The sequence below is a fragment of the Aromatoleum petrolei genome, assembly GCF_017894385.1.
In the GTDB taxonomy this organism is placed as follows: Bacteria; Pseudomonadota; Gammaproteobacteria; order Burkholderiales; family Rhodocyclaceae; genus Aromatoleum; species Aromatoleum petrolei.
In genome coordinates, this window is the sequence record NZ_CP059560.1 from 1,482,657 (window position 1) to 1,503,259 (window position 20,603).

Genomic DNA, 20,603 nt, shown 5'->3' on the forward strand with positions numbered 1-20,603 from the left:
GGTGATATCTCCTTGGCTTCGTTCAGCTCTTGCGGCGCAGGATGCGCAGCCCGCCATGCGCGAGCGCGCCCAGCAGCGCGCCGCCCGCCATCAGCCAGCCGGCGAGGTCGACGAGGGGATTGGCGTCGCGACCCGGGATGTACACGCCTCCGACCTTCTCGAGGCGTCCGCCCTTCATGTGGCATTCGGCGCAGCCCACTGCGTTCTCCTTCGGCGCGACCATGTGCGTGATCGGCCACGACATTTCGGTACGGATGAAGTCCACCTCGCCCGAGAACGGCGCACCGGAGACCTGCATGCCGGTCTTGATGGCCTTTTCCCAGCCGAAGTTCTTCCAGTACGCCGTGTCGTCGTTGCCCGCGGTGTGCGGGGTGACGAGCGTGTGGTTCACCGGGTCGTAGGGTTGCACGCCGACGAACACCTTCATCGGCCAGATCAGGGACTTGCCGTCGTCCGCACTGCCGCCGAGGCGGTTGATGCGCGTCACGCCTGCGTCCTTGTCCAGCTTGTCGCCCAGCAGCGTGTAGGTGACCTCGCCGTTGAACCAGCGGTATTCGGGCACGAGGTTCTCGCCGAGCACGAAATCGCCCTTCTTCGAGTCGTAGATCACCCGCCCCGCCTCGTCCTTCTTGAGCATCGGCTTGCCGTCCGGCCCCATCTGCCCGGCGGTCGACCAGTCCCAGCTCGTCTTGGTCGCGACACCTCCGCGCGCGATCCGGGGGATGTGGCAGGTCTGGCAGGCGAGGACGTCGGTATGATCGTTGAGCTTGGCCGCATGCCCGCCGCCCTTGTGCGGCGCCTGGCCGTGACACGCGGGACAGGTCGCCGGCAGCGAGTCGTCCGCGCGACCGGGGATGTGCGCGCCCTGGGTGTCGCGCGCGACCGGGGTGTAGCGGCTGCCCGGCACGTCATGGCTCGAGGTGCGGTGGCAGGTACCGCAGGTGAAGTCGAGGCCGGTGGCGTCCATATGAACGTCGAGCTCCTTGTCCGGCGCCGCGAGCGAGGAGTCCATGTCGCCATGCTTGACGCCGTCGCCGCCGCCGCCGAAGAAGTGGCACGCACCGCAGGTGTCGCGGCTGCTGCGACCGACCTTCTGCGCGACCTTGGTCAGGTCCACCGCCTTCGCGAACTTGCCCGATCCCGGCGGGATCTCCGTGTCCTGATAGGGCGGATGGCCGGCGAGGCCCGGCAGCTTGCGGTAGCTCCCGGTGGTGTCGTGGCACACCAGACAGTCTACGTTCTGCTCGGCGGTGAAGTCGAAATTGGCGTCCTTCCAGCCGTAGCCGACGTGGCAGCTGGTGCAGAACGGATAGTTCGACGGGATCGAGATGCAGAAGTTGTTGATGACGTTCTTCTTGCCCAGCTTCTGGTCGGTCGCGGGATTGAGGAATTCCCAGCTCCAGTGCTTTGTCGCGTGCACCTGCTTCGCCGCCTCCGTGTGGCAGATCAGGCAGGTCCGGGTGACTTCGGGGCCGGACGCGAAACTCTGCTGCAGCTCCTTGAACTTGCTGTGGTCGGCCGTGCTCGCCTTGGACACCGCGAGCACTTCACCCCCGTGGAGCGCGCTGCCGAACAGCATGACGGCCAATAGCGCAGCCCGCCGGAACGAGGCATGCGGACCCGATCGATTCGTCTTCATGGCGTTTCCCCGCTGGCTAGTTCTTCTCGACGATGGTGTAGCTGCCGTCGCGTGCCCACTTGATGTCGGCGTTGAGGAAGAAGGTCTTCAGGGCGGGCTTGTAGAGCTGCACCATGTCGTGTGCCTCGCCGCTGCGCCCGCCGGCACCGCAGAAGAAGACGATGGGCCGGTCCGCCGGCAGCTCGTCGATGCGTTTCTCGAGCATATTGACCGGGACGTTGAGCGCGCCCTTGAAGGTGCCCGCGGCGAACTCGCTGGGCTCGCGCACATCGATCAGTTGGATCGTGTCGGGCGCCTCCCTGTAGATCTTCTCGAAGGACGCCACCGTAATCGTGCCGCTCTCCTTGCCGGCCTGGATCGCGGGCTTCGCAGCGCCGCCTTCCGCGGTCGGCCCGGCGCCGTACAGGCGCACCCACTCGGGATAGCCTTCGGGCACCACCTTCACCTGCGTGTAACCCAGCTTCACCGCCTTCGCGGCCGAATCCGAACTCAGCTTGCAGCTGAGGCCCTCGCAGTAGAAGTACAGCGGGCTCGCCTTGTCGGCCGGCAGGCGGTCGGCGAGCTTGTCGAATTGCGAGTCGGGAATACTGGTCGCGCCGGGAATGTGGCCCTTGTCGTACTTGCGCTCCTTCGGGCGCGAGTCGATCAGCGTCAGCGGAGAGCCTTCGTCCATCAGCTTCTTGAGATGGGACACCGACATCGCCGCCATGTGGCCGTTCTTCACCCAGTCCGGGAAGCCCGCCGCATACACGCGGATGTTGGTGTAGCCGAGTTTTTCGGCACGGAAGGCCGAGTTGTGGCTGAGCATGCACTCCAGCCCGTCGCAGTAGAAGATCAGCAGCGTGGACTTGTCCTGCGGCAGCCTGTCGGCAAGCTTGTCGAACTGGCTGTCGGGAAGGCTGAGCGCGGTCGGGATGTGGCCGGGATCGTATTTGCGCGCCGTCGGGCGCGAGTCGATGATCTGCACGCCTTCGGGCTTCGGCAGCACGGCATGGCGGGCGACGAAGTCGGCATCGACGAGCTGGCTGTACCAGCCGGCCTTGGCCTCCGGGGTGGCAGAGGGGGCCGGGCCCTCCGCGGCGAGGGCGGGCGCAGTGGAGAACGGAGACGGGGCGGCGCCCAGCGCCGCGAGCATGGCCACGAAGGCCACGGTGCGATGGAGTTTCATGATGGCTCCCTGAACGATGGCGGGCGCCGCCCGCGGCGCGCGCGGGCGGACGTCCGAAGATGAGTGAAAGCGGGTGGTCAGCTGCAGCTGGCCGGGGCGTCGCCGTCCTTGGCGCCCTTGATGACGAAGGCCTTGACGTCCTCGAGCAGTTCGGCATCGGGCACGTCGGCGAACTTGTCGGCCGCCTTGTTCTGCGCGCGGATGCTGGCGCGGTAGTCCTTGCCGATGTACTTCTTCAGCGAGTCCTTGCCGGCGGCATGCTTGTCGGCCTTGAGGTAGCTCTCCCACTGCGCCATCGTCATCGTGCTGGGCGCGATGGAGCCGCCTGTCTGGGCGGCGTGGCAGGCCGTGCACACGCTGCGGTAGTAGATGCGGCCGCGCTTCCAGTCGGCGTCGTAGGCGGCGGCGCCGAAACTCGCGCCGATGAGACCTGCCGCGAGGGCCGTAAACAACAGTTGACGGGTTTTCATGACGTGACACTCCTGCTTGCGGAAACTGTCTTCGCCTGCCCGTCGGCCCGCTTCCAGGTCGCAGCCCGGGGAACCCAAGGGCATACGAAATCTGGAGCCATTCTATCAGCATTAAATTCGCATTTAATGATTCTCTTATTTAACTGTGACCCAGATCACTCGGGCGCGCGTTCTCGCGGCAAACTCCTGGGATCGGGTGTAAAATTTCGAGTCCTTGTGCACCGCAACGAGCCCGCCGGAAACGGCAGCCCCACCCGGCTCATGTGCCCACCGGCCGTCACCAGCACCGCCCCTTCCATGCGTATCGAACACCTCCGCCAGCGACTGCGCGACCTCGGCGCCAAGCCCTGCCATGAACAGGCGATCCTGCGCGCATGGGCGCAGGCGCGACCGCTCGACAGCGGCCGCAAGCGTGCCGACGGCTTCCTCTCGCCGCGCATCCTCGGCGCCCTGCCCGCGCTCGGCGAAGAGCTGCAAGGACTGGCGCGGGTGCTTTCGGAACATCCCGGCGACGACGGCTCGGCGCGCCTGCTCGTGCAGCTCGCCGACGGGCAATCGGTGGAAAGCGTCCTGCTGCCGCGCGACGGCGTGTGCGTATCCTCGCAGGTCGGCTGTGCGGTTGGCTGCACCTTCTGCATGACCGGCCGAGACGGCCTCATCCGCCAGCTCGGCAGCGCCGAGATCGTCGCCCAGGTCGTGCTCGCGCGCGCCCGCCGCTTCGTGAAGAAGGTCGTGTTCATGGGCATGGGCGAGCCGGCGCACAACATCGACAACGTGCTGGAAGCGATCGACTTCCTCGGTACCGAGGGCGGCATCGGGCACAAGAACCTGGTGTTCTCGACAGTGGGCGACCACCGCGTGTTCGAGCGCCTGCCGCAGGGGCGCGTGAAGCCCGCGCTGGCGCTGTCGCTGCACACGACGCGCGCCGAACTGCGCGAGCAGCTGCTGCCGCGCGCCCCGCGCATCACCCCCGAGGAACTCGTCGAGCGCGGCGAGGACTACGCGCGCGCGACCGGCTATCCCATCCAGTACCAGTGGACGCTGCTCGCCGGCATCAACGACACCGACGAGGAGATCGACGGCATCGTGCGCCTGCTCGCGGGCAAGTACGCGATCATGAACATGATCCCGTGGAATAGCGTGGAAGGTTTCGGCTTCGCAAGGCCCGAACGCGAACACGCCGAAGCCATCGCACGTCGGCTGCACGCACGCGGCGTGCTGACCAAACTGCGCCAGTCCGCGGGACAGGACGTCGACGGCGGCTGCGGCCAGCTGCGCGCGCGCATCGTCGCGCCTCGCACGTCGGCCGTGCTGCGACGTGTTCCCGCAACCGACGCGGACCTGCGGGCGGACTGATCCGGCCTCAGTGCTCCTTGCCGTCCACGCGCGGCGCGAGCAGGAAAGGGATGTAGCGCCAGCCGAGGATCGCGAAACATGCGAACCACGCGGTCGCCGACAAGTGGATCCACCCGGTGTACATGCCCGGCGCGAGCTGCGGTAACACGACGCGCGCGACGAAGGCGCCGATCATGAGCCACAGCACGAGCTTGTCGCCGGCGTCGAACACGACCTTGCGCCCCGTGTGCCCCTTCGAGATGCGCACCAGCATCGCGGGGATGATCAGCCCCATCACGCCGAACGTGAACACGTGTACCGGCAGGCTCCCGACCCAGCCCGGCGACCAGTGCAACGCGATGAATTCAAGCAGCAGCTGCGAAGCGATCGCCGCATAGCCGAGGTACATCACCGCGAGCTCGATCCTGCGCATTGCGAACTGCGGCTTCCAGAAGACCAGGCGCGCAACGAGAAGAAAGGCGAGTGCGACCAGCAGCGCACCGGCCATTGCCTTCGGCATCCACGCGACGAACACCAGCGACAGCGCCATCAGCTTGATCGGCAAGTCCAGCATCGGGTCGCGCAGGATATCGACTTGGAACACCCCCTTCATGAACTGCGTCAGCGTACGTTCGAGCATCACGAGGAAGGCGACACGGAAGAGTCCGACCGCCATCGCGACGCCGGCCTGGAAGTGCGCACCGTCGAGGAGCAGCAGCTTGGCGGCGAGGAAGAGCGGCAGCGCGACGAGGAAGAAATAGTTGTCGCGGAAGCTGTCCCGGCTGCGGTAGCGGATCAGCGTCCACAGCAGCATCGCGACGATGGAACCGAGGAACACCGTGTTCGACAGCCAGAACAGCGCCGCCGGCCACGCGCCGCCCCAGGCCATGCCGACGCGCTCGAACAGCCACGCCGCAACCAGCCACATCAAGGCTGCCCCGTGGTAGCCGCGGATCTGCACCCAGTTCTTCGACGCGGTGAGCAGGAAACCACCCATCACGGCCCAGCCGAAGCCGAAGAACATCTCGTGCGCATGCCACTGCACCGGCGTGAACCGCCCCGCCGGCGCAGGCAGCGCGCCACCGAACATCAGCGCCCACAGCAGCGGCAGGCTCAGGCCGGCGAGGCACGCGAGGCTGAAGAAGGGGCGGAAACCGACGAGCCAGAGGGGGTGGGAGGCGAGCTTCATGCGAAGGACCGGAGGAGCGGAGAACGGGTGACGGGAAGAACCCGCGGGCGATTCTGGGCGAGGTCGGCAGGCATCTCCTTGATCTGCGACATGTCGCGTCTGTCATTTCGCTGCACCACGGCGCATGACAGAATGCCTGCAACGCCCCGACCCGGTACCGGACCATGCAAGACGCCCCGCGCGCGGCCCCCTCGACCCGACCGAAGCTGCCAGCCGCAGTCTGGATGCTCGGCTTCGTCAGCCTGCTCATGGACGTGTCCTCCGAGCTGATTCACAGCCTGCTCCCGGTCTTCCTCGTCACCTCGCTGGGCGCCGGCGCCCTCGCGGTCGGCCTCATCGAAGGCGCAGCCGAAGCGACCGCGCTGATCGTCAAGGTCTTCTCCGGCGCGCTGTCCGATTACTGGGGCAAGCGCAAACCACTCGCCGTCCTCGGCTATGGTCTCGGCGCGATCTCCAAGCCGCTGTTCGCGCTGGCGACGAGTTCCGGCATGGTGCTCGCCGCACGCCTGATCGACCGCGTCGGCAAGGGCATCCGCGGCGCACCGCGCGACGCGCTGGTCGCCGACATCGCCCCGCCCGAAGTGCGCGGAGCCGCCTTCGGGCTGCGCCAGTCGCTCGACACCGTCGGCGCCTTCCTCGGCCCGCTGCTCGCGATGGGCCTGATGGTGCTGTGGGCGAACGACTTCCGCGCGGTGTTCTGGGTCGCGATCATCCCGGGCTTCCTGTCGGTCGCGCTGCTCTTCTTCGGCGTGCGCGACCCCGAGCGCCCGGCCGGCACGCCGGTGCTCAACCCGATCCGGCGCGAGAACCTGCGCCTGCTGCCGCGCGCCTACTGGTGGGTCGTCGGCATCGGCGCGCTCTTCGCGCTGGCGCGCTTCTCGGAGGCCTTCCTCGTGCTGCGCGCCCTCGACGCCGGCCTGCCGGTCGCGTACACGCCGCTGGTGCTGATCGGCATGAACGTCGTCTATTCCCTCACCGCCTACCCCTTCGGCCGCCTTGCGGACGGCATGAGCCACGCGCGCCTGCTCGCGCTCGGTCTCGTCGTGCTGGTGGCGGCCGACCTCGCATTGGCGCGCGGCGACACCTGGCCCTGGCTCATCACCGGCATCGCCCTGTGGGGCCTGCACATGGGCATGAGCCAAGGCCTGCTCGCGACGATGATCGCCGACACCGCCCCCGCCGCGCTGCGCGGCACCGCCTACGGCGTCTTCAACCTCGTCAGCGGTATCGGCCTGCTGTTCGCGAGCGCGCTGGCGGGCCTGCTATGGGAACGGTTCGGCGCAGCCTGGACCTTCCACACCGGCGCCGCGCTCGCCGCCGCGACGCTGCTCGTCGTCCTGCTGCGGCGGAGCTGAGCAGCCGCGCCAGGCCGCCACCCCCTCAGGCGCAGCACGTTTCATCGCTACAATCGCGACCTCAACCCCTTTTCGCACGCCCCACCGATGCTCCCGCCCGCCCTACTCCTCCTCGGCCCCACCGCCAGTGGCAAGACCGCCTCCGGGCTCGCGCTTGCACGTCGCCTGCCGGTCGAGATCGTCAGCGTCGATTCGGCCCTCGTGTATCGCGACATGGACATCGGCACGGCCAAGCCGACCGCGGAGGAGCTTGCCGCCTGCCCGCATCACCTGATCGACATCGTCACGCCCGAGGAAAGCTACTCGGCCGCGCAATTTCGCGCCGACGCGCTGCGCCTGATGGAAGAGATCACCGCGCGCGGCCGCATCCCGCTGCTCGCCGGCGGCACGATGCTGTACTTCAAGGCGCTGCGCGACGGGCTGTCCGACCTGCCCGCGGCGGATGCCTCCCTGCGCGCCGAGATCGACGCGCAAGCGCAACAGCACGGCTGGCCGGCGCTGCATGCCGAACTCGCCCGCCTCGACCCGGACGCCGCGGCGCGCCTCGAGCCGACGGACTCGCAGCGCATCCAGCGCGCACTCGAGATCGTCCGACTCACCGGCCGCCCGCTCGCCGACAGCTACGCGCGGCGCGAGATGGCGCCGCCGCCCTTCCGCCTGCTGCCGATCGCGCTCGCGCCGTCCGATCGCGCGGTACTGCACGCGCGCATCGAACAGCGCTTCGACACGATGCTCGCGGCCGGCCTCATCGACGAGGTGCGCGGCCTGCGCGAACGCTACCGACTCGACCTGTCGATGCCCTCGATGCGCTGCGTCGGCTACCGGCAGGCGTGGGAATACCTCGACGGCACGGACGACTACGACACGATGCGCTTCAAGGGCATTGCCGCGACGCGCCAGCTCGCGAAGCGCCAGCTCACCTGGCAACGCCAGTTCCGCGACACCTGGCCGGAGCTGGTCGAACTCGACTGCCTACGCCCGGATCTCGCCGACGCCGTTGCCGCGACGGCGCAACGCCTGCTCGCCGCCTCACAGTAGGCCCCGCCACGCCCCCACGACGATCAGCCACAGCGACGCGAGCACGTAGCTCGCCAGGCAATAGCGCAGATTGCCGCGCGCCAGCGCCACGGCCGACAGCCCGAATCTCCCCTGCAGCGACAGGTGCACGCCCGCCATCGGATTGAGCGCGAGGCCGATGCTCCACGCCATCAGGAAGATCTGCGCCAGCAGCATCGGATCGGGCGACAGCGGCGCGAGCCAAGTCGCCGCGATCACGATGGTGATCACCGTATGCACGCCGATCGCCGCGAGCGCGACCATTGCGCCCAGCACCAGCGCGGCCTCCACCGGCCCGAAGCGCGCAAACGGCGTCCAGTGCGCATCGCCCTGCATCAGCGCCTGCAGACCGGTGGCGAACACGCCCGCCGACAAAAACAGCATCAGCTCCCCCGACATCGCCGGCAGACGACGCAATGCATGGGCCGCAAGCCGCTCGACCCCATCCGCCGGCCCGTGCGCGGCCAGCACCGACACGACGCTGATCATCAACGCCGACCCGCTGATCACCGCAAGCGACGACCAGCCGGGCAGCCACTTCAGCCCCGCCGACACCATCGCCGTGAGCGCCAGCGGCAGCCACAGCGAGGATGCACGCATCGGGAAGCCGACGAATCCCCCCTCGCCCCCGTCCGCCGACACCGGCAGCGTGCGCGTGATCAACCACAACAGCACCACGGCCAGCGGCACGCCGGCGAAGACGAGATCCTCCAGCCGCGCCCCCGGCGCATACGTCAGCGCCACTGCCATCGCGCCGAAGAACGGCGACCACAGCGCCGCGAGGAGGAATCCGCGCGCCAGCAGCGCCGCCTGCGGCGTGCTCAGGCGACCGCTCCGGGCGATGCGCTCGGCGATGATGAACACCACCGACATGTTGATCACCGCCCCGAGCACATGCACGCCCGCGAGCGTCTGCCACAGCGCGCGCCGGCCGCGCGGCAGCGGCCGGTCCCCGTCCTTGCCGACACCGACGAGTTGCAGGAAGCTCACCGCCGCCAGCATCCCGAGCAGCGCCGTGTTCTGCGTCAGCAAGCCGCTCCACGCCGGCTGCGCCCCGCGCCATACCGCAGCGCCGAGCGCGAGCGCCCCCGGCCCGCACAGGATCAGCGCGAAGCGCCGCTGGCCCGCATCGAGTCGCGGCCACAGCGCGATACCCGCTCCCCACGCGGCGACACCCGCCGGCCAGGCGGGCAGCCCCGTGCGTGCGCCGTGGGCAAACGCCAGCAGCACCAAGCCCGCAATCAGCCAGGCGGCGAGGACCGCACGCGGTCGGGACAGGGAGTGGAGATGCGCTTCGGACACGCCGCGGATGCTCACGCCGACGCGGGCGCACCGTCCTCGACCGCCAGGCGGTTGCGTTCGCGCCGCGCGAGCAGCGTATACACCGTCGGCACGACAAAGAGCGTGAAGAAGGTGCCCAGCAGCAGCCCGCCGACGATCACCCAACCGATCTGCTGGCGGCTCTCGGCCCCCGCCCCTGTCGCCAGCGCGAGCGGAATCGAGCCCAGCACCATCGCGCCGGTCGTCATCAGGATGGGGCGCAAGCGCAGCACCGACGCCTCGATCACCGCCTCGCGCAGCGCCGCGCCCTGGTCGCGCAACTGGTTCGCGAACTCCACGATCAGGATGCCGTGCTTGGTGATCAGGCCGACCAGGGTCACCAGCCCGATCTGGCTATACACGTTGAGCGTACCCCCGGCGAAATACAGCGCCGCGAGCGCGCCGGTCATCGACAGCGGCACCGTCAGCATGATGATGAAGGGATCGCGGAAGCTCTCGAACTGCGCCGCCAGCACGAGGTAGATGAAGGCCAGCGCGAGCACGAAGGTGAGCGCGAGGCTGGCCGAGCTGGTCTTGAACTCGCGCGACTGGCCGTCGTAGTCGATCGCGTAGCCGGCCGGCAGGATGCGGCCCGCCGCCCCCTCGAGCCACTCCAGCGCCTCGCCCATCGCGAAATCGGGTGCGAGGTTGGCCGAGATCGTCACCGAACGCCGCTGGCCGAAATGATTGAGTTCGCGCGGGCTCACTCGATCATGCACCTTGACCAGATTCGCCAGCGGCACCATCTCGCCATTCTTCGCCCGCACGTAGATCTCGCGGATGTCGCGCGCGACGGCCCGGCTCGGCGCCTCCACCTGCACGATCACGTCGTACTGCTCTGCGTCCTGCTTGTAGCGCGTCACCTGGCGCCCGCCCAGCATCGTCTCCAGCGTACGCCCGATCACATCCACCGGAATGCCCAGGTCGGCCGCCTTGTCGCGATCGACATCCACCGCGAGTTCGGGCTTGGTGAGCTTGAGGTCCGTGTCCGGCGACACGAAGCCCGGCTGCTTGCGCATCTCGTCGAGGATCATGTCCGTATAGCGCGCGAGTTCGTCGTACGACTCCGATGTCGTGATCACGAAGCTGATCGGCCGCGTGCGCGGACTCTGCCCGAAGGACGCGGGCAGCACCGGGAAAGTCTGCAGGCCGGGGATCGCCGCCATCTTCGGGCGGATCTCGGTCGCGATCGCCGTCGAGTTGCGGCGGCGCTCGGCCCAGTCGCTGAACCCGGCAAAGGAGATCCCCTGCGACACCGTCGGATTGCCCGAGATCACGAGGTAGCGATCCACCTCCGGCACCTTCGCGTAGATGCCCTCCAGCTGCGCCGCATAGCGCGCCATGAAGTCGATCGTCGCCCCTTCCGGCCCCGAGAAGATGCCCACGACACGGCCGCGGTCCTCGACCGGCGCGAGCTCCGTCTTCAGCGTCTTCAGCAGCAGCAGCGAAGTTCCTGCAACCAGCGCGAAAGCCAGCATCACCAGCCAGCGCACATTCAGCGCCACGCCCAGCGCGCGCCGATAGCCCGCCGTCAGCCAGCCGAGAAAGCCCTCGATCGCGTTGTACAGGCGCCCGTGCCTCTTCTCGTGGCGCAGCAGCTTCGAGCACATCATCGGCGACAGCGTCAGCGCGACGAAACCCGACACGATCACCGCGCCCGCGAGCGTCAGCGCAAACTCCGTGAACAGTTTGCCCGTGCGCCCCGTCATGAAGGCCACGGGCGCATACACCGCCGCCAGCGTGATCGTCATCGCCACCACGGCGAAGCCGATCTCCTTCGCCCCGCGGAAGGCCGCCGCGAGCGGCTCCATGCCCTCCTCGACATGGCGGTAGATGTTCTCCAGCACGACGATCGCGTCGTCGACGACGAGGCCGATCGCCAGCACCAGCGCGAGCAGCGTCAGCGTGTTGATCGAGAAGCCGAACAGCAGCATCAGCGCGAACGCGCCGACCAGCGACACCGGGATCGTCACCAGCGGAATCAGCATCGCGCGCCAGTTGCGCAGGAAGAAGAAGCAGATCACCGCGACCAGCAGCACCGCCTCCCAGATCGTGCTGAACACCGACTCGATCGAGCGGTCGATGAACACCGTCGTGTCGTTGGCGATGTTCATGCGCATGCCTTCGGGCAGCTCCGCCTCCAGCACCGGCAGCATCTCGACGAGGCCGCGCTTGAGGTCCAGCGGATTCGCCACCGACTGCTTGATCAGGCCGATCGACACCGCCGGCTTGCCCATGAAACGCACCAGCGTGCGCTCGTTCTGCGCCGCGACCTCCACGCGGCCCACATCGCGGATGCGCACCGCGTAGCCGCCCGGCGCCTGCGGCTCGCGCACGACGATGGCCTCGAACTCCTGCGGCGTATCGAGATCGGTCTGCGCCACCACCGCGAACTCACGCTCGCGGCTCTCGATGCGGCCGGCCGGCAGCTCCACGTTCTGGCGCCGGATCGCGTCCTCGACATCCTGCGGCGTCAGGCGGAAGGCCGCCAGCCGGTCGCGGTCCAGCCAGATGCGCATCGAATAGCGACGCTCGCCGAACATGCGCGCGTCCGCCGCCCCCGACAGCGTCTGCAGGCGCGGCTTGACGACGCGGCTGGCGAAGTCCGACAGCTCCAGCGGCGAATGGCGGTCCGACGAGAACGCGATCCAGATGATCGGGTTCGCGTCCGCCTCCACTTTCGAGATCACCGGCTCATCGACATCGTCCGGCAGGCGCCGGCGCACGCGCGACACGCGATCGCGCACGTCCGCCGCGGCGCTGTCGGCATTGCGCTCGATGCGGAAACGCACCGTGATCTGGCTGCGCTCCTGGCGACTGATCGACTGCAGCACATCGACGCCCTCGATCCCCGCGAGCGAGTCCTCCAGCGGCTTCGTGACCTGCGACTCGACGATCTCCGCGCTCGCACCCGTATACGTCGTATCGACCGTCACGACCGGCTCGTCGATGTTGGGGTACTCGCGCACGGTCAGGCGCGAATACGACATCAGCCCGATCAGCAGCACCAATAGCGACAGCACCGTCGCAAAGACCGGGCGCCTGATGCAGATTTCCGACAGGACCATGGCTGCCCCCTCAGCTTGCCGGCTTGGCCGTGCCGACTGCCGGCGCGGCCGGAGCCTCGCCCGCGCCGACGACCCTGACCGCCGCCCCGTCGCGCAGCTTCTGCTGCCCCGCCGTCACGATGACGTCGCCCGCCTGCACGCCCCTAACGATCTCCACCCGCGTACCGCGCCGCACGCCGGTCTTCACCTCGACGCGCTGCGCCTTGCCATCCACGACCCGATACACGAACTGCACGTCCCCCGGCGCCGGCACCAGCGCCTCCTCGGGCACGGTCGCGACATTCGCACGCTCCTCCAGGATCAGCCGCACACGCGCGAACATCCCCGGACGCAGGCGCAGCCCGTCGTTCTGCAGCGTCGCGCGCATCACCACCGCCCGCCCCTGCTCGTCGACGAGCGGATCGATCGCGCTGACCGCCGCGACGAAAAACCTGCCCTCGACCGCATCGGACGCCAGCTCCAGCTTCTGCCCGGGGCGGATCTGCGCAAGGTAGATCTCGGGAAGGCGGAAATCCACCTTCAGCGTCGCGATGTCCTCCAGATTGACGAGATCCTCGCCTTCCTTGACGTAGTCGCCTGCGCTCACGTTGCGGATACCCACGATGCCGGCGAAGGGCGCACGGATACGCATCTTGTCGAGGTGCGCCTCGGCCAGCGCCATGTTCGCGCGCGCCACTTCCAGGCGCGACGCCGCCTCGTCGCGTGCGCTCTGGCTGAGGAACTTGCGGTTGAAGAGATCCTCGGTGCGGCCGAAGTTCGCCTGCGCGAGCGCAAGGTTCGCCTTCGCCTGCTGCACCTCGGCCCGCTGCACGGCGGCATCGAAGTCGACCAGCACATCGCCGCGACGCACCGGGCTGCCCTCACGGAAGCGGATCGCCTCGATCCGCCCCGCGACCTCGGGGCGCAGCACGACCGACTCGTTCGAGCGCAACGTGCCGATCGCAGTCACATCGTCCGCCATCGTTTCGCCCGTGACCGTTGCCGTCTCGACGTCCGCTGCCCCCTGCGCGGCGGCCACGTTGGCGCTTCCCGTCGCTTTCGCGCCGGGCCCCGGCTGCGCCGTGCCCACGCTGCGATTCGCGTAATACGCAAAGCCCGCAAGGGCGGCGACTCCGGCAAGGCTGAGTGCGGCGATCAGGCGGCGGGGCATGGGCATCTTCGACGAACGCTCAAACAGGGACGTGATCCGGAAAAAAAACGAGCGCACCCCTCACTGGTGCGCTCCCTGCTACGGCAGACACGCCGCCCCCGAACAAAGTTCGCGAGCGGGCGGAGCGCGCAAGGCGCACTCCGGGCGGAGAATTTCAGCCGACCGTCGTCTGCGCCACGCCTTCCGCGCGCGCCTCGATGCGTCCGAGGCGATACACCGTCTCGCCCGCCGCCTCGAGCTTCGCAACGGCCGCATCGGCCTGCTCCGGCGACACGATCACGACCATGCCGACGCCGCAGTTGAACACGCGATACATCTCCTGGGCATCGACGTTGCCTTCCTGCTTCAGCCACTGGAACAGCGGCGGCAGCGTCCACGACGACGCGTCGATCTTCGCCGTCAGGTTGTCGGCGAGGATGCGCGGCACGTTCTCCGTCAGGCCGCCGCCGGTGATGTGCGCCATGCCCTTCACGACGCCCGGGATCGCACGCATCAGGCCCAGCATCGACTTCACGTACAGGCGGGTCGGCTCCAGCACCACATCGCGGAAGGGGCGACCGTGGAAATCGGCATCCAGATCCGGCTTCGCGCGATCGAGGATCTTGCGGATCAGCGAGTAGCCGTTCGAATGTGCGCCGCTCGACGCGAGGCCCAGCACCACGTCGCCCGGCTTGATCGTCGAGCCGTCGATGATCTCCGACTTCTCCACCGCGCCGACCGCGAAGCCCGCGAGGTCGTACTCGCCGTCCGGATACATGCCCGGCATCTCGGCGGTCTCCCCGCCGATCAGCGCGCAGCCCGACAGCTCGCAGCCGCGCGCGATGCCGCCCACGACCGCCGCGGCGGTGTCGACATCGAGCTTGCCGCAGGCGAAGTAATCGAGGAAGAACAGCGGCTCGGCACCCTGCACGAGGATGTCATTCACGCTCATCGCTACCAGATCCTGGCCCACCGTGTCGTGCTTGTTCAGCTGGAAGGCGAGCTTCAGCTTCGTGCCCACGCCGTCGGTGCCCGACACCAGCACCGGCTCGCGGTACTTCTTCGACAGCTCGAACAGCGCCCCGAAACCGCCGATACCGCCCAGCACCTCGGGGCGCATGGTGCGTTTCGCGAGCGGCTTGATGCGGTCGACGAGGGCGTCGCCGGCGTCGATGTCGACACCGGCATCACGGTAGGAAAGCGAAGGTTTCGGGGAGCTCAAGATCGTTCCTCAGGCTTGCGGAATGCGCGTTCGGGCCGCTTCGACTGACGGCCGAACTTGAGGCCGCCACGCCAAGTGGCTACATTTACGGGTTTCGCGGGCCACCCTGCGCCCGCGTCAAGTCCGCGATTTTACTCGAAATGAACCCTTCCCGCGCCGACCGTCTGCAAACCGCCGCCTGGGCCGGCGTCGCGCTGGCGCTGGTCGCCCTGTTCTACGCCCTGTCGCCCATCCTCGCGCCCTTCGCGATCGCCGCCGTCTTCGCCTACATCTGCGATCCGGCGGTCAACTGGATGGTCGCCCGGCGCATCCCGCGCCCGGCCGCGGTGCTGCTCGTGATCCTGGGCGCCGGCCTGCTGCTCGTGCTGCTGTTCCTGATCCTCGCCCCCATGATCTGGCGCGAGGCGATCGCGCTCATCCGCCGCCTGCCCGACCTCATCGAACTCCTCAACGCCCGCGTCGCCCCCGTCCTGCAGGCGCGCTTCGACCTCGACTTCCAGCTCGACGCCGCCTTCGTACGCACCTGGATCGCCGAACACTGGGACAGCGCCCAGGACCTCGTCCCCGTGATCCTCGGCCAGCTGCGCCAGGGCGGCCTCGCGCTCGCGGGCGCCGCCGCCAGCGTCTTCCTTGTACCGGTCGTGATGTTCTACCTGCTGCAGGAATGGCCGCACATCCTCGGCGGCCTGCAGACCGTCATCCCGCGCCCCATGCTCGAACGCACGATGCGCATCATCAACGACATCGACCGCGTGCTCTCCGAATTCCTGCGCGGCCAGCTCTCGGTGATGCTGCTGCTGGCCGTCTTCTACAGCGTCGGCCTGTGGATCGCCGGCCTCAAGTTCGCGCTGCCCGTCGGCGTCGTTACCGGCCTGCTCGTCTTCATTCCCTACATCGGCTTCGGCGGCGGTCTGCTGCTCGCCATCCTCTCCGCGCTGCTGCAAGCCGAAGGCTGGCCGCCGCTGATCGGCGTCGCCATCGTGTTCGGCCTCGGCCAGCTCCTCGAGAGCTTCGTGCTCACTCCCTACCTCGTCGGCGAACGCATCGGCCTGCACCCGCTCGCCGTGATCTTCGCGCTGATGGCCTTCGGCCAGCTCTTCGGCTTCGTCGGCATCCTCGTCGCCCTGCCTGCGAGCGCCGCGATCCTGGTCGGCCTGCGCGAAGTGCGCACGGCCTGGCTCACGAGCCCTGTCTATCTCGGCGCCCCTCCTGACGACGCCCCCCCGCAATGAAACAGCTCGTCCTCGACATTCGCCCCGACGCACCGCCCACCCTCGACAACTTCGTCGTCGGCGGCAACGAAGAACTCGTCGCCGCACTGGCCGCCATCGCCGCCTCTGCAGGCGCTTCGCAGCCCGGCCACCTCTACCTGTGGGGCCCGACCGGCAGCGGCCGCAGCCACCTGCTGCGCGGCACGCTCGCCGCCGCCGGCGACCGGCCGACGGCCTGCATCGCCGCCGCCGAGGCCGGCCACGAATTGCCGCAGACGCCGGGCCTGCTCCTCGCCGTCGACGACGTCGACCGCCTCGACGACGCGGCCCAGATCGCCCTTTTCAACGCCTTCAACCGCTCACGCAGCCTCGGCCAGACCCTGCTGCTTGCAGGCAAGGAAGCCCCGCGCCAGCTCGCCCTGCGCGAGGACCTGCGCACCCGCATCGGCCAGTGCCTGATCTACGAGGTACGTCCGCTCGACGACGAATCGCGCACGGCCATCCTCGCGACGCTCGCCGCCCGCCGCGGCCTGCGGCTGGCCGACGAAGTCATCGACTTCCTGATGCGCCACGGCCGCCGCGACCTGCCCAGCCTGCTCGCCGTGCTCGACGCCCTCGACAACGCCTCCCTCGAACGCAAGCGCGCCGTCACGCTCCCGCTGCTGCGCGAAATGATGCAGGCCGGCCTCGAAATCTGAGCCGGCCGCACACCCCAAACTCCAAGGAAACACAGTGGATCTCGTCCTCTTCGACCTCGACAACACCCTCCTCGCCGGCGACTCCGACTTCGAGTGGGCCCAGTTCCTGATCGCCAAGGGCGTCCTCGACCGCGAAGTGCAGGAAGCCAGGAACGTCCGGTTCTACGAGCAGTACAAGGCCGGCACGCTGGACATCTTCGAGTTCCTCGACTTCCAACTCGCCCCGCTCGCCCGCCATCCGCGCGAGCAACTCGACGCCTGGCACCGCGAATTCATGGCCACCTCGATTGCACCGATGATCACCGACAAGGCCCGCACACTGGTGCGCCAACATATCGACAGCGGCGCGATGGTCGCCGTGGTCACCGCCACCAACAGCTTCGTCACCGGTCCCATCGTGCGCGAGTTCGGTATCCCCCACCTCGTCGCGACCATCCCCGCGCAGGAGAACGGCGCCTTCACCGGCAAGCCGCGCGGCATGCCCGCCTTCAAGGCCGGCAAGATCGAGCGCGTCGACGCCTGGCTCGAATCGCTCGGCCTCTATACCGGCAGCTTCGCGCGCTCGTGGTTCTACAGCGACTCGCACAACGACCTGCCGCTGATGTCGCGCGTGACCGACCCTGTCGCCGTCGACCCCGACGACACCCTGCGCGCCCACGCACAGACCGCCGGCTGGCCGGTCATCTCGCTGCGCTGAACGGCCCGCGCCCGCAGCCATGGCTGCGGGCAGGCGCCGCATCGGTTATGATTCACGGCTTATGTTGACCGCAAGCCCCTTCCTCCAATGATCCGCAAGCTGCTGCGCAAGGTCTTCCGCCGCGCCGCCTCGCCCATCAACACCGAACCTGCCCTGGTCCCCGTCACCCAGCACGGCATCCGTCGCGAACAGATCTCGCCCGCCGCCCGCAAGGTGTGCACCGTGCTGCAGGAAGCCGGTCACAAGGCCTTTGTCGTCGGTGGTGCGGTACGCGACCTGCTGGTCGGCCATCCCCCCAAGGACTACGACGTCGCCACCAGCGCAACGCCCGAGGAAGTGCGCGCGTTGTTCCGCCGCTCGCGCATCATCGGCCGCCGCTTCAAGATCGTGCACGTCATGAGCGGCCCGGAAACGATCGAAGTCTCGACCTTCCGCGCCAGCCAGACCGCCGAGGACGCCGACACCGACGAGCACGGACGCGTCCTGCGCGACAACGTGTACGGTTCGCAGGCCGAGGACGCCACACGCCGCGACTTCACCGTCAACGCGCTTTACTACGACCCGACCACGGAACAGATCCTCGACTACCACCACGGCGTCGCCGACCTCAAGCAGAAGACGCTGCGCATCATCGGCGACCCGCGCGCACGCTACCGCGAAGACCCCGTGCGCATGCTGCGCGGCGTGCGCCTCGGCGCCAAGCTCGGACTCACACTCGACCCCGCCGCGCGCAACCCCATCCGCGAGATGGCCGAACTCCTCGAGAACGTGCCCGCGGCACGCCTCTTCGACGAGATGCTCAAGCTGCTGTTCTCCGGCTACGCCGTCAAATGCCTGAAACAGTTGCGCGAGGAAGGCCTGCACCACGGCCTTCTGCCGCTGCTCGACGTGATCCTCGAACAGCCCCTGGGCGAGCGCTTCGTGTGGCTGTCGCTGGAGAACACCGACGAACGCGTGCGCACTGACAAGCCCGTCTCTCCCGGCTTCCTGTTCGCGACCCTGCTGTGGCACGAAGTGCTCGCCAACTGGGAAGCACGCCGGAAGACCGGCGAGCACAACCAGCCCGCGCTCTTCGCGGCGATGGACGAAGTGCTCGACAAGCAGGCCGGCAAGCTCGCGATCACCAAGCGCATCGTTGGCGACATCAAGGAAATCTGGGCCCTGCAGCCGCGCTTCGACAAGTGCACCGGCAAGACGCCCTATCGCCTCATCGAACAACCGCGCTACCGCGCCGCGTGGGACTTCCTGCGCCTGCGCGCCCAGTCCGGCGAGATCGACACGGCGCTGCCGGAATGGTGGGATCGCTTCGCCCACGCCGGCCACGACGCGCGCGAAGCCCTGCTCGCCGAGGCGCCGTCCGCCGGCGAAACCGCCGAGCGCAAACGGCGCCGACGCCGGCGCAAACCGGCCGCAGCCGAGGCCACCGCGAGCAGCGACGCGTCATGACCACCCACCGCCCGCCGCCGGAAGGCGGCCCGGTGCGCGCGTTCATCGCCCTCGGCGCCAATCTGGGCGATGCCGCCGCGACGCTCGACAGCGCCTTCGCCGCCCTGGACGCCCTGCCCGGCACCCGCCTCATCGCGCGTTCCGGCCTCTATCGCACGGCACCGATCGGCGTCACCGCCCACCCGGATTACCTGAACGCCGTCGCCGAAGTGGAAACCACGCTGCCCGCGCGAAAGCTCCTCAACACCCTGCTGACCCTCGAAGCGCTGCACGGCCGCACGCGCGAAACGGAGCTCGCTCCGCGCACGCTCGATCTCGACCTGCTCCTCTACGGCGACGCGTCGATCTCCCAACCGGGCCTCGAGATCCCGCACCCGCGCATGCACCAGCGGGCCTTCGTTCTCGTCCCGCTCGCCGAGATCGCGCCGGACACGGCGATTCCCGGCCATGGCCGCGCCGCCGACCTGCTCGACGCCGTGGGCGACCAGCGCATCGAGCGCATTTCCTGATCCACCTGTAACACCGAGTCGCCCATGACTGCCTGGATGCAGACCCTTCCCGCCTGGGTGCAGACCGCGATGCTGCTCACCGCATCGAATGTCTTCATGACCTTCGCGTGGTACGGGCACCTCAAGAACATGCAGTCGAAGGCCTGGTTCGTCGCCGCCATCGTCAGTTGGGGCATCGCCCTCTTCGAGTACCTGCTACAGGTGCCCGCGAACCGCATCGGCGCAACCGAACTAAGCCTCGCCCAGCTCAAGATAATGCAGGAAGTCATCACCCTGCTGGTCTTCGTCCCCTTCGTCGTGCTGTACATGAAGCAGCCGGTCAAGCTTGACTACCTTTGGGCCGCCCTGTGTATGCTTGGCGCGGTATATTTCATTTTCAGAAACTAAAGGCGACTTTGCTGCATGTTCGACAAGGCACGCTACATCGTGGTCGAAGGCCCCATCGGCGCGGGCAAGACCTCGCTCGCCCGGCGGCTTGCGGAACGTCTCGACGCGCGGGCGCTGTTCGAGCAGCCCGAACTCAACCCCTTCCTCGGCCGCTTCTACCAGGACGCCGATCGCTGGGCGATGTCGACCCAGCTGCACTTCCTGTTCCAGCGCTTTGACCAGCTCGGCATCGTTGCCGAGGAGATGGAGAAGCAGCAGCGCGTCGTGTCCGACTTCGTGCTCGACAAGGATCCGCTGTTCGCGGCGCTGAACCTCGCCTCCGACGAACTCGCGCTCTACCAGCGCGTGTTCGATGCAATGAAGCCCGCAAGCCCGCCGAAGCCGGACCTCATCATCTACCTGCAGGCCAAGCCCGAAACGCTGGTCGAACGCGTGCGCCGGCGCGGCCTCGATACCGAGCGGCGAATCACCGAGCAGTACCTCGAGCGTGTCGCCGAACGCTACGCGCGCTTCTTCTACCAGTACGACGCCGCGCCGCTGTTCATCGTCGATGCCGAAGTCCTCAACCCGGTCGATCACGATGACGACTTCGAACTCCTCCTCGATCGCCTGCGCAACATGCGCAGCTATCGAGAATTCTTCGGCTACGCCGCCTGAGCCAACGGCCGGCGGAACCATACGGCCTGCACAAGCGCGCAATTCAA

At 68.2% G+C, this 20,603-nt stretch carries 18 protein-coding genes; 10 read left to right on the top strand and 8 right to left on the bottom strand.

The features are described from left to right. Positions 1 to 22: 22 nt before the first annotated feature. From ToN1_RS06795 to ToN1_RS06805, 3 genes are all read right to left on the bottom strand, one after another. Positions 23 to 1,639: a tetrathionate reductase family octaheme c-type cytochrome gene (locus ToN1_RS06795; protein WP_169207632.1), complete on the bottom strand. Its 1,617-nt coding sequence runs from the start codon at positions 1,637 to 1,639 to the stop codon at positions 23 to 25. A gap of 16 nt (positions 1,640 to 1,655) precedes the next feature. Beyond that, on the bottom strand, positions 1,656 to 2,807 hold the full coding sequence (locus ToN1_RS06800; protein WP_169207633.1) for a rhodanese-like domain-containing protein: 1,152 nt from the start codon (positions 2,805 to 2,807) through the stop codon (positions 1,656 to 1,658). A 77-nt stretch (positions 2,808 to 2,884) separates the two neighbouring features. Further along, positions 2,885 to 3,277 (bottom strand): hypothetical protein, encoded by a 393-nt coding sequence (locus ToN1_RS06805; RefSeq protein WP_169207634.1) that lies wholly within the window; start codon positions 3,275 to 3,277, stop codon positions 2,885 to 2,887. Positions 3,278 to 3,574: 297 nt separating this feature from the next. Between ToN1_RS06805 and ToN1_RS06810 the strand changes: the two genes are divergently transcribed. Next, positions 3,575 to 4,633, top strand: coding sequence for an RNA methyltransferase (locus ToN1_RS06810; RefSeq protein WP_169207635.1), 1,059 nt, complete (start codon positions 3,575 to 3,577; stop codon positions 4,631 to 4,633). Positions 4,634 to 4,640: 7 nt separating this feature from the next. Here ToN1_RS06810 and ToN1_RS06815 read toward each other — a convergent pair whose 3' ends face one another. Next, positions 4,641 to 5,801, bottom strand: a complete 1,161-nt coding sequence (locus ToN1_RS06815) for an NnrS family protein (RefSeq protein ID WP_169207636.1) — start codon at positions 5,799 to 5,801, stop codon at positions 4,641 to 4,643. Between the two features lie 164 nt (positions 5,802 to 5,965). Here ToN1_RS06815 and ToN1_RS06820 point away from each other — a divergent pair, with 164 nt between their 5' ends. After that, positions 5,966 to 7,156: an MFS transporter gene (locus tag ToN1_RS06820; protein ID WP_244860989.1), complete on the top strand. Its 1,191-nt coding sequence runs from the start codon at positions 5,966 to 5,968 to the stop codon at positions 7,154 to 7,156. 87 nt (positions 7,157 to 7,243) lie between these two features. Beyond that, the gene (gene miaA / locus ToN1_RS06825; RefSeq protein ID WP_210148047.1) at positions 7,244 to 8,194 is read left to right on the top strand and encodes a tRNA (adenosine(37)-N6)-dimethylallyltransferase MiaA; all 951 of its coding nucleotides are present in this window, start codon (positions 7,244 to 7,246) and stop codon (positions 8,192 to 8,194) included. On the opposite strand, the gene ToN1_RS06830 is transcribed toward miaA, so the two are convergent. The 4 genes from ToN1_RS06830 to purM all read right to left on the bottom strand — a co-directional run bounded on the left by ToN1_RS06830 (position 8,186) and on the right by purM (position 14,951). Continuing rightward, entirely contained in the window at positions 8,186 to 9,514 is a 1,329-nt protein-coding gene (locus ToN1_RS06830) for a hypothetical protein (protein ID WP_169208458.1), read from the bottom strand. The two genes, miaA and ToN1_RS06830, sit on opposite strands and share 9 nt — an antisense overlap. An 11-nt stretch (positions 9,515 to 9,525) precedes the next feature. Next, complete coding sequence (locus tag ToN1_RS06835; protein ID WP_169208457.1) at positions 9,526 to 12,600, bottom strand: efflux RND transporter permease subunit; 3,075 nt, start codon at positions 12,598 to 12,600, stop codon at positions 9,526 to 9,528. Positions 12,601 to 12,610: 10 nt separating this feature from the next. Beyond that, positions 12,611 to 13,750, bottom strand: coding sequence for an efflux RND transporter periplasmic adaptor subunit (locus ToN1_RS06840; RefSeq protein ID WP_425305828.1), 1,140 nt, complete (start codon positions 13,748 to 13,750; stop codon positions 12,611 to 12,613). 154 nt (positions 13,751 to 13,904) lie between these two features. Next, on the bottom strand, positions 13,905 to 14,951 hold the full coding sequence (gene purM, locus ToN1_RS06845) for a phosphoribosylformylglycinamidine cyclo-ligase (protein WP_169208455.1): 1,047 nt from the start codon (positions 14,949 to 14,951) through the stop codon (positions 13,905 to 13,907). Positions 14,952 to 15,091: 140 nt separating this feature from the next. On the opposite strand from purM, the gene ToN1_RS06850 reads away from it, so the two are divergent. From ToN1_RS06850 to ToN1_RS06880, 7 genes are all read left to right on the top strand, one after another. Beyond that, positions 15,092 to 16,183 (top strand): AI-2E family transporter, encoded by a 1,092-nt coding sequence (locus ToN1_RS06850; protein WP_169208454.1) that lies wholly within the window; start codon positions 15,092 to 15,094, stop codon positions 16,181 to 16,183. Continuing rightward, positions 16,180 to 16,860, top strand: a complete 681-nt coding sequence (hda, locus tag ToN1_RS06855) for a DnaA regulatory inactivator Hda (RefSeq protein ID WP_169208453.1) — start codon at positions 16,180 to 16,182, stop codon at positions 16,858 to 16,860. The genes ToN1_RS06850 and hda overlap by 4 nt, the downstream gene beginning before the upstream one ends. 34 nt (positions 16,861 to 16,894) lie before the next feature. Further along, positions 16,895 to 17,557 (top strand): histidinol-phosphatase, encoded by a 663-nt coding sequence (locus ToN1_RS06860; RefSeq protein ID WP_169208452.1) that lies wholly within the window; start codon positions 16,895 to 16,897, stop codon positions 17,555 to 17,557. A gap of 87 nt (positions 17,558 to 17,644) precedes the next feature. After that, positions 17,645 to 19,003 (top strand): polynucleotide adenylyltransferase PcnB, encoded by a 1,359-nt coding sequence (gene pcnB / locus ToN1_RS06865; protein ID WP_169208451.1) that lies wholly within the window; start codon positions 17,645 to 17,647, stop codon positions 19,001 to 19,003. After that, entirely contained in the window at positions 19,000 to 19,512 is a 513-nt protein-coding gene (gene folK, locus ToN1_RS06870) for a 2-amino-4-hydroxy-6-hydroxymethyldihydropteridine diphosphokinase (RefSeq protein ID WP_169208450.1), read from the top strand. The genes pcnB and folK overlap by 4 nt, the downstream gene beginning before the upstream one ends. Before the next feature lie 24 nt (positions 19,513 to 19,536). Then, positions 19,537 to 19,899 carry a DMT family protein gene (locus ToN1_RS06875; RefSeq protein WP_169208449.1) on the top strand — a complete coding sequence of 121 codons (363 nt, stop codon included), beginning with the start codon at positions 19,537 to 19,539 and terminating at the stop codon, positions 19,897 to 19,899. Between the two features lie 15 nt (positions 19,900 to 19,914). Next, the gene (locus tag ToN1_RS06880) at positions 19,915 to 20,556 is read left to right on the top strand and encodes a deoxynucleoside kinase (RefSeq protein WP_169208448.1); all 642 of its coding nucleotides are present in this window, start codon (positions 19,915 to 19,917) and stop codon (positions 20,554 to 20,556) included. The last annotated feature ends 47 nt before the right edge of the window (positions 20,557 to 20,603 follow it).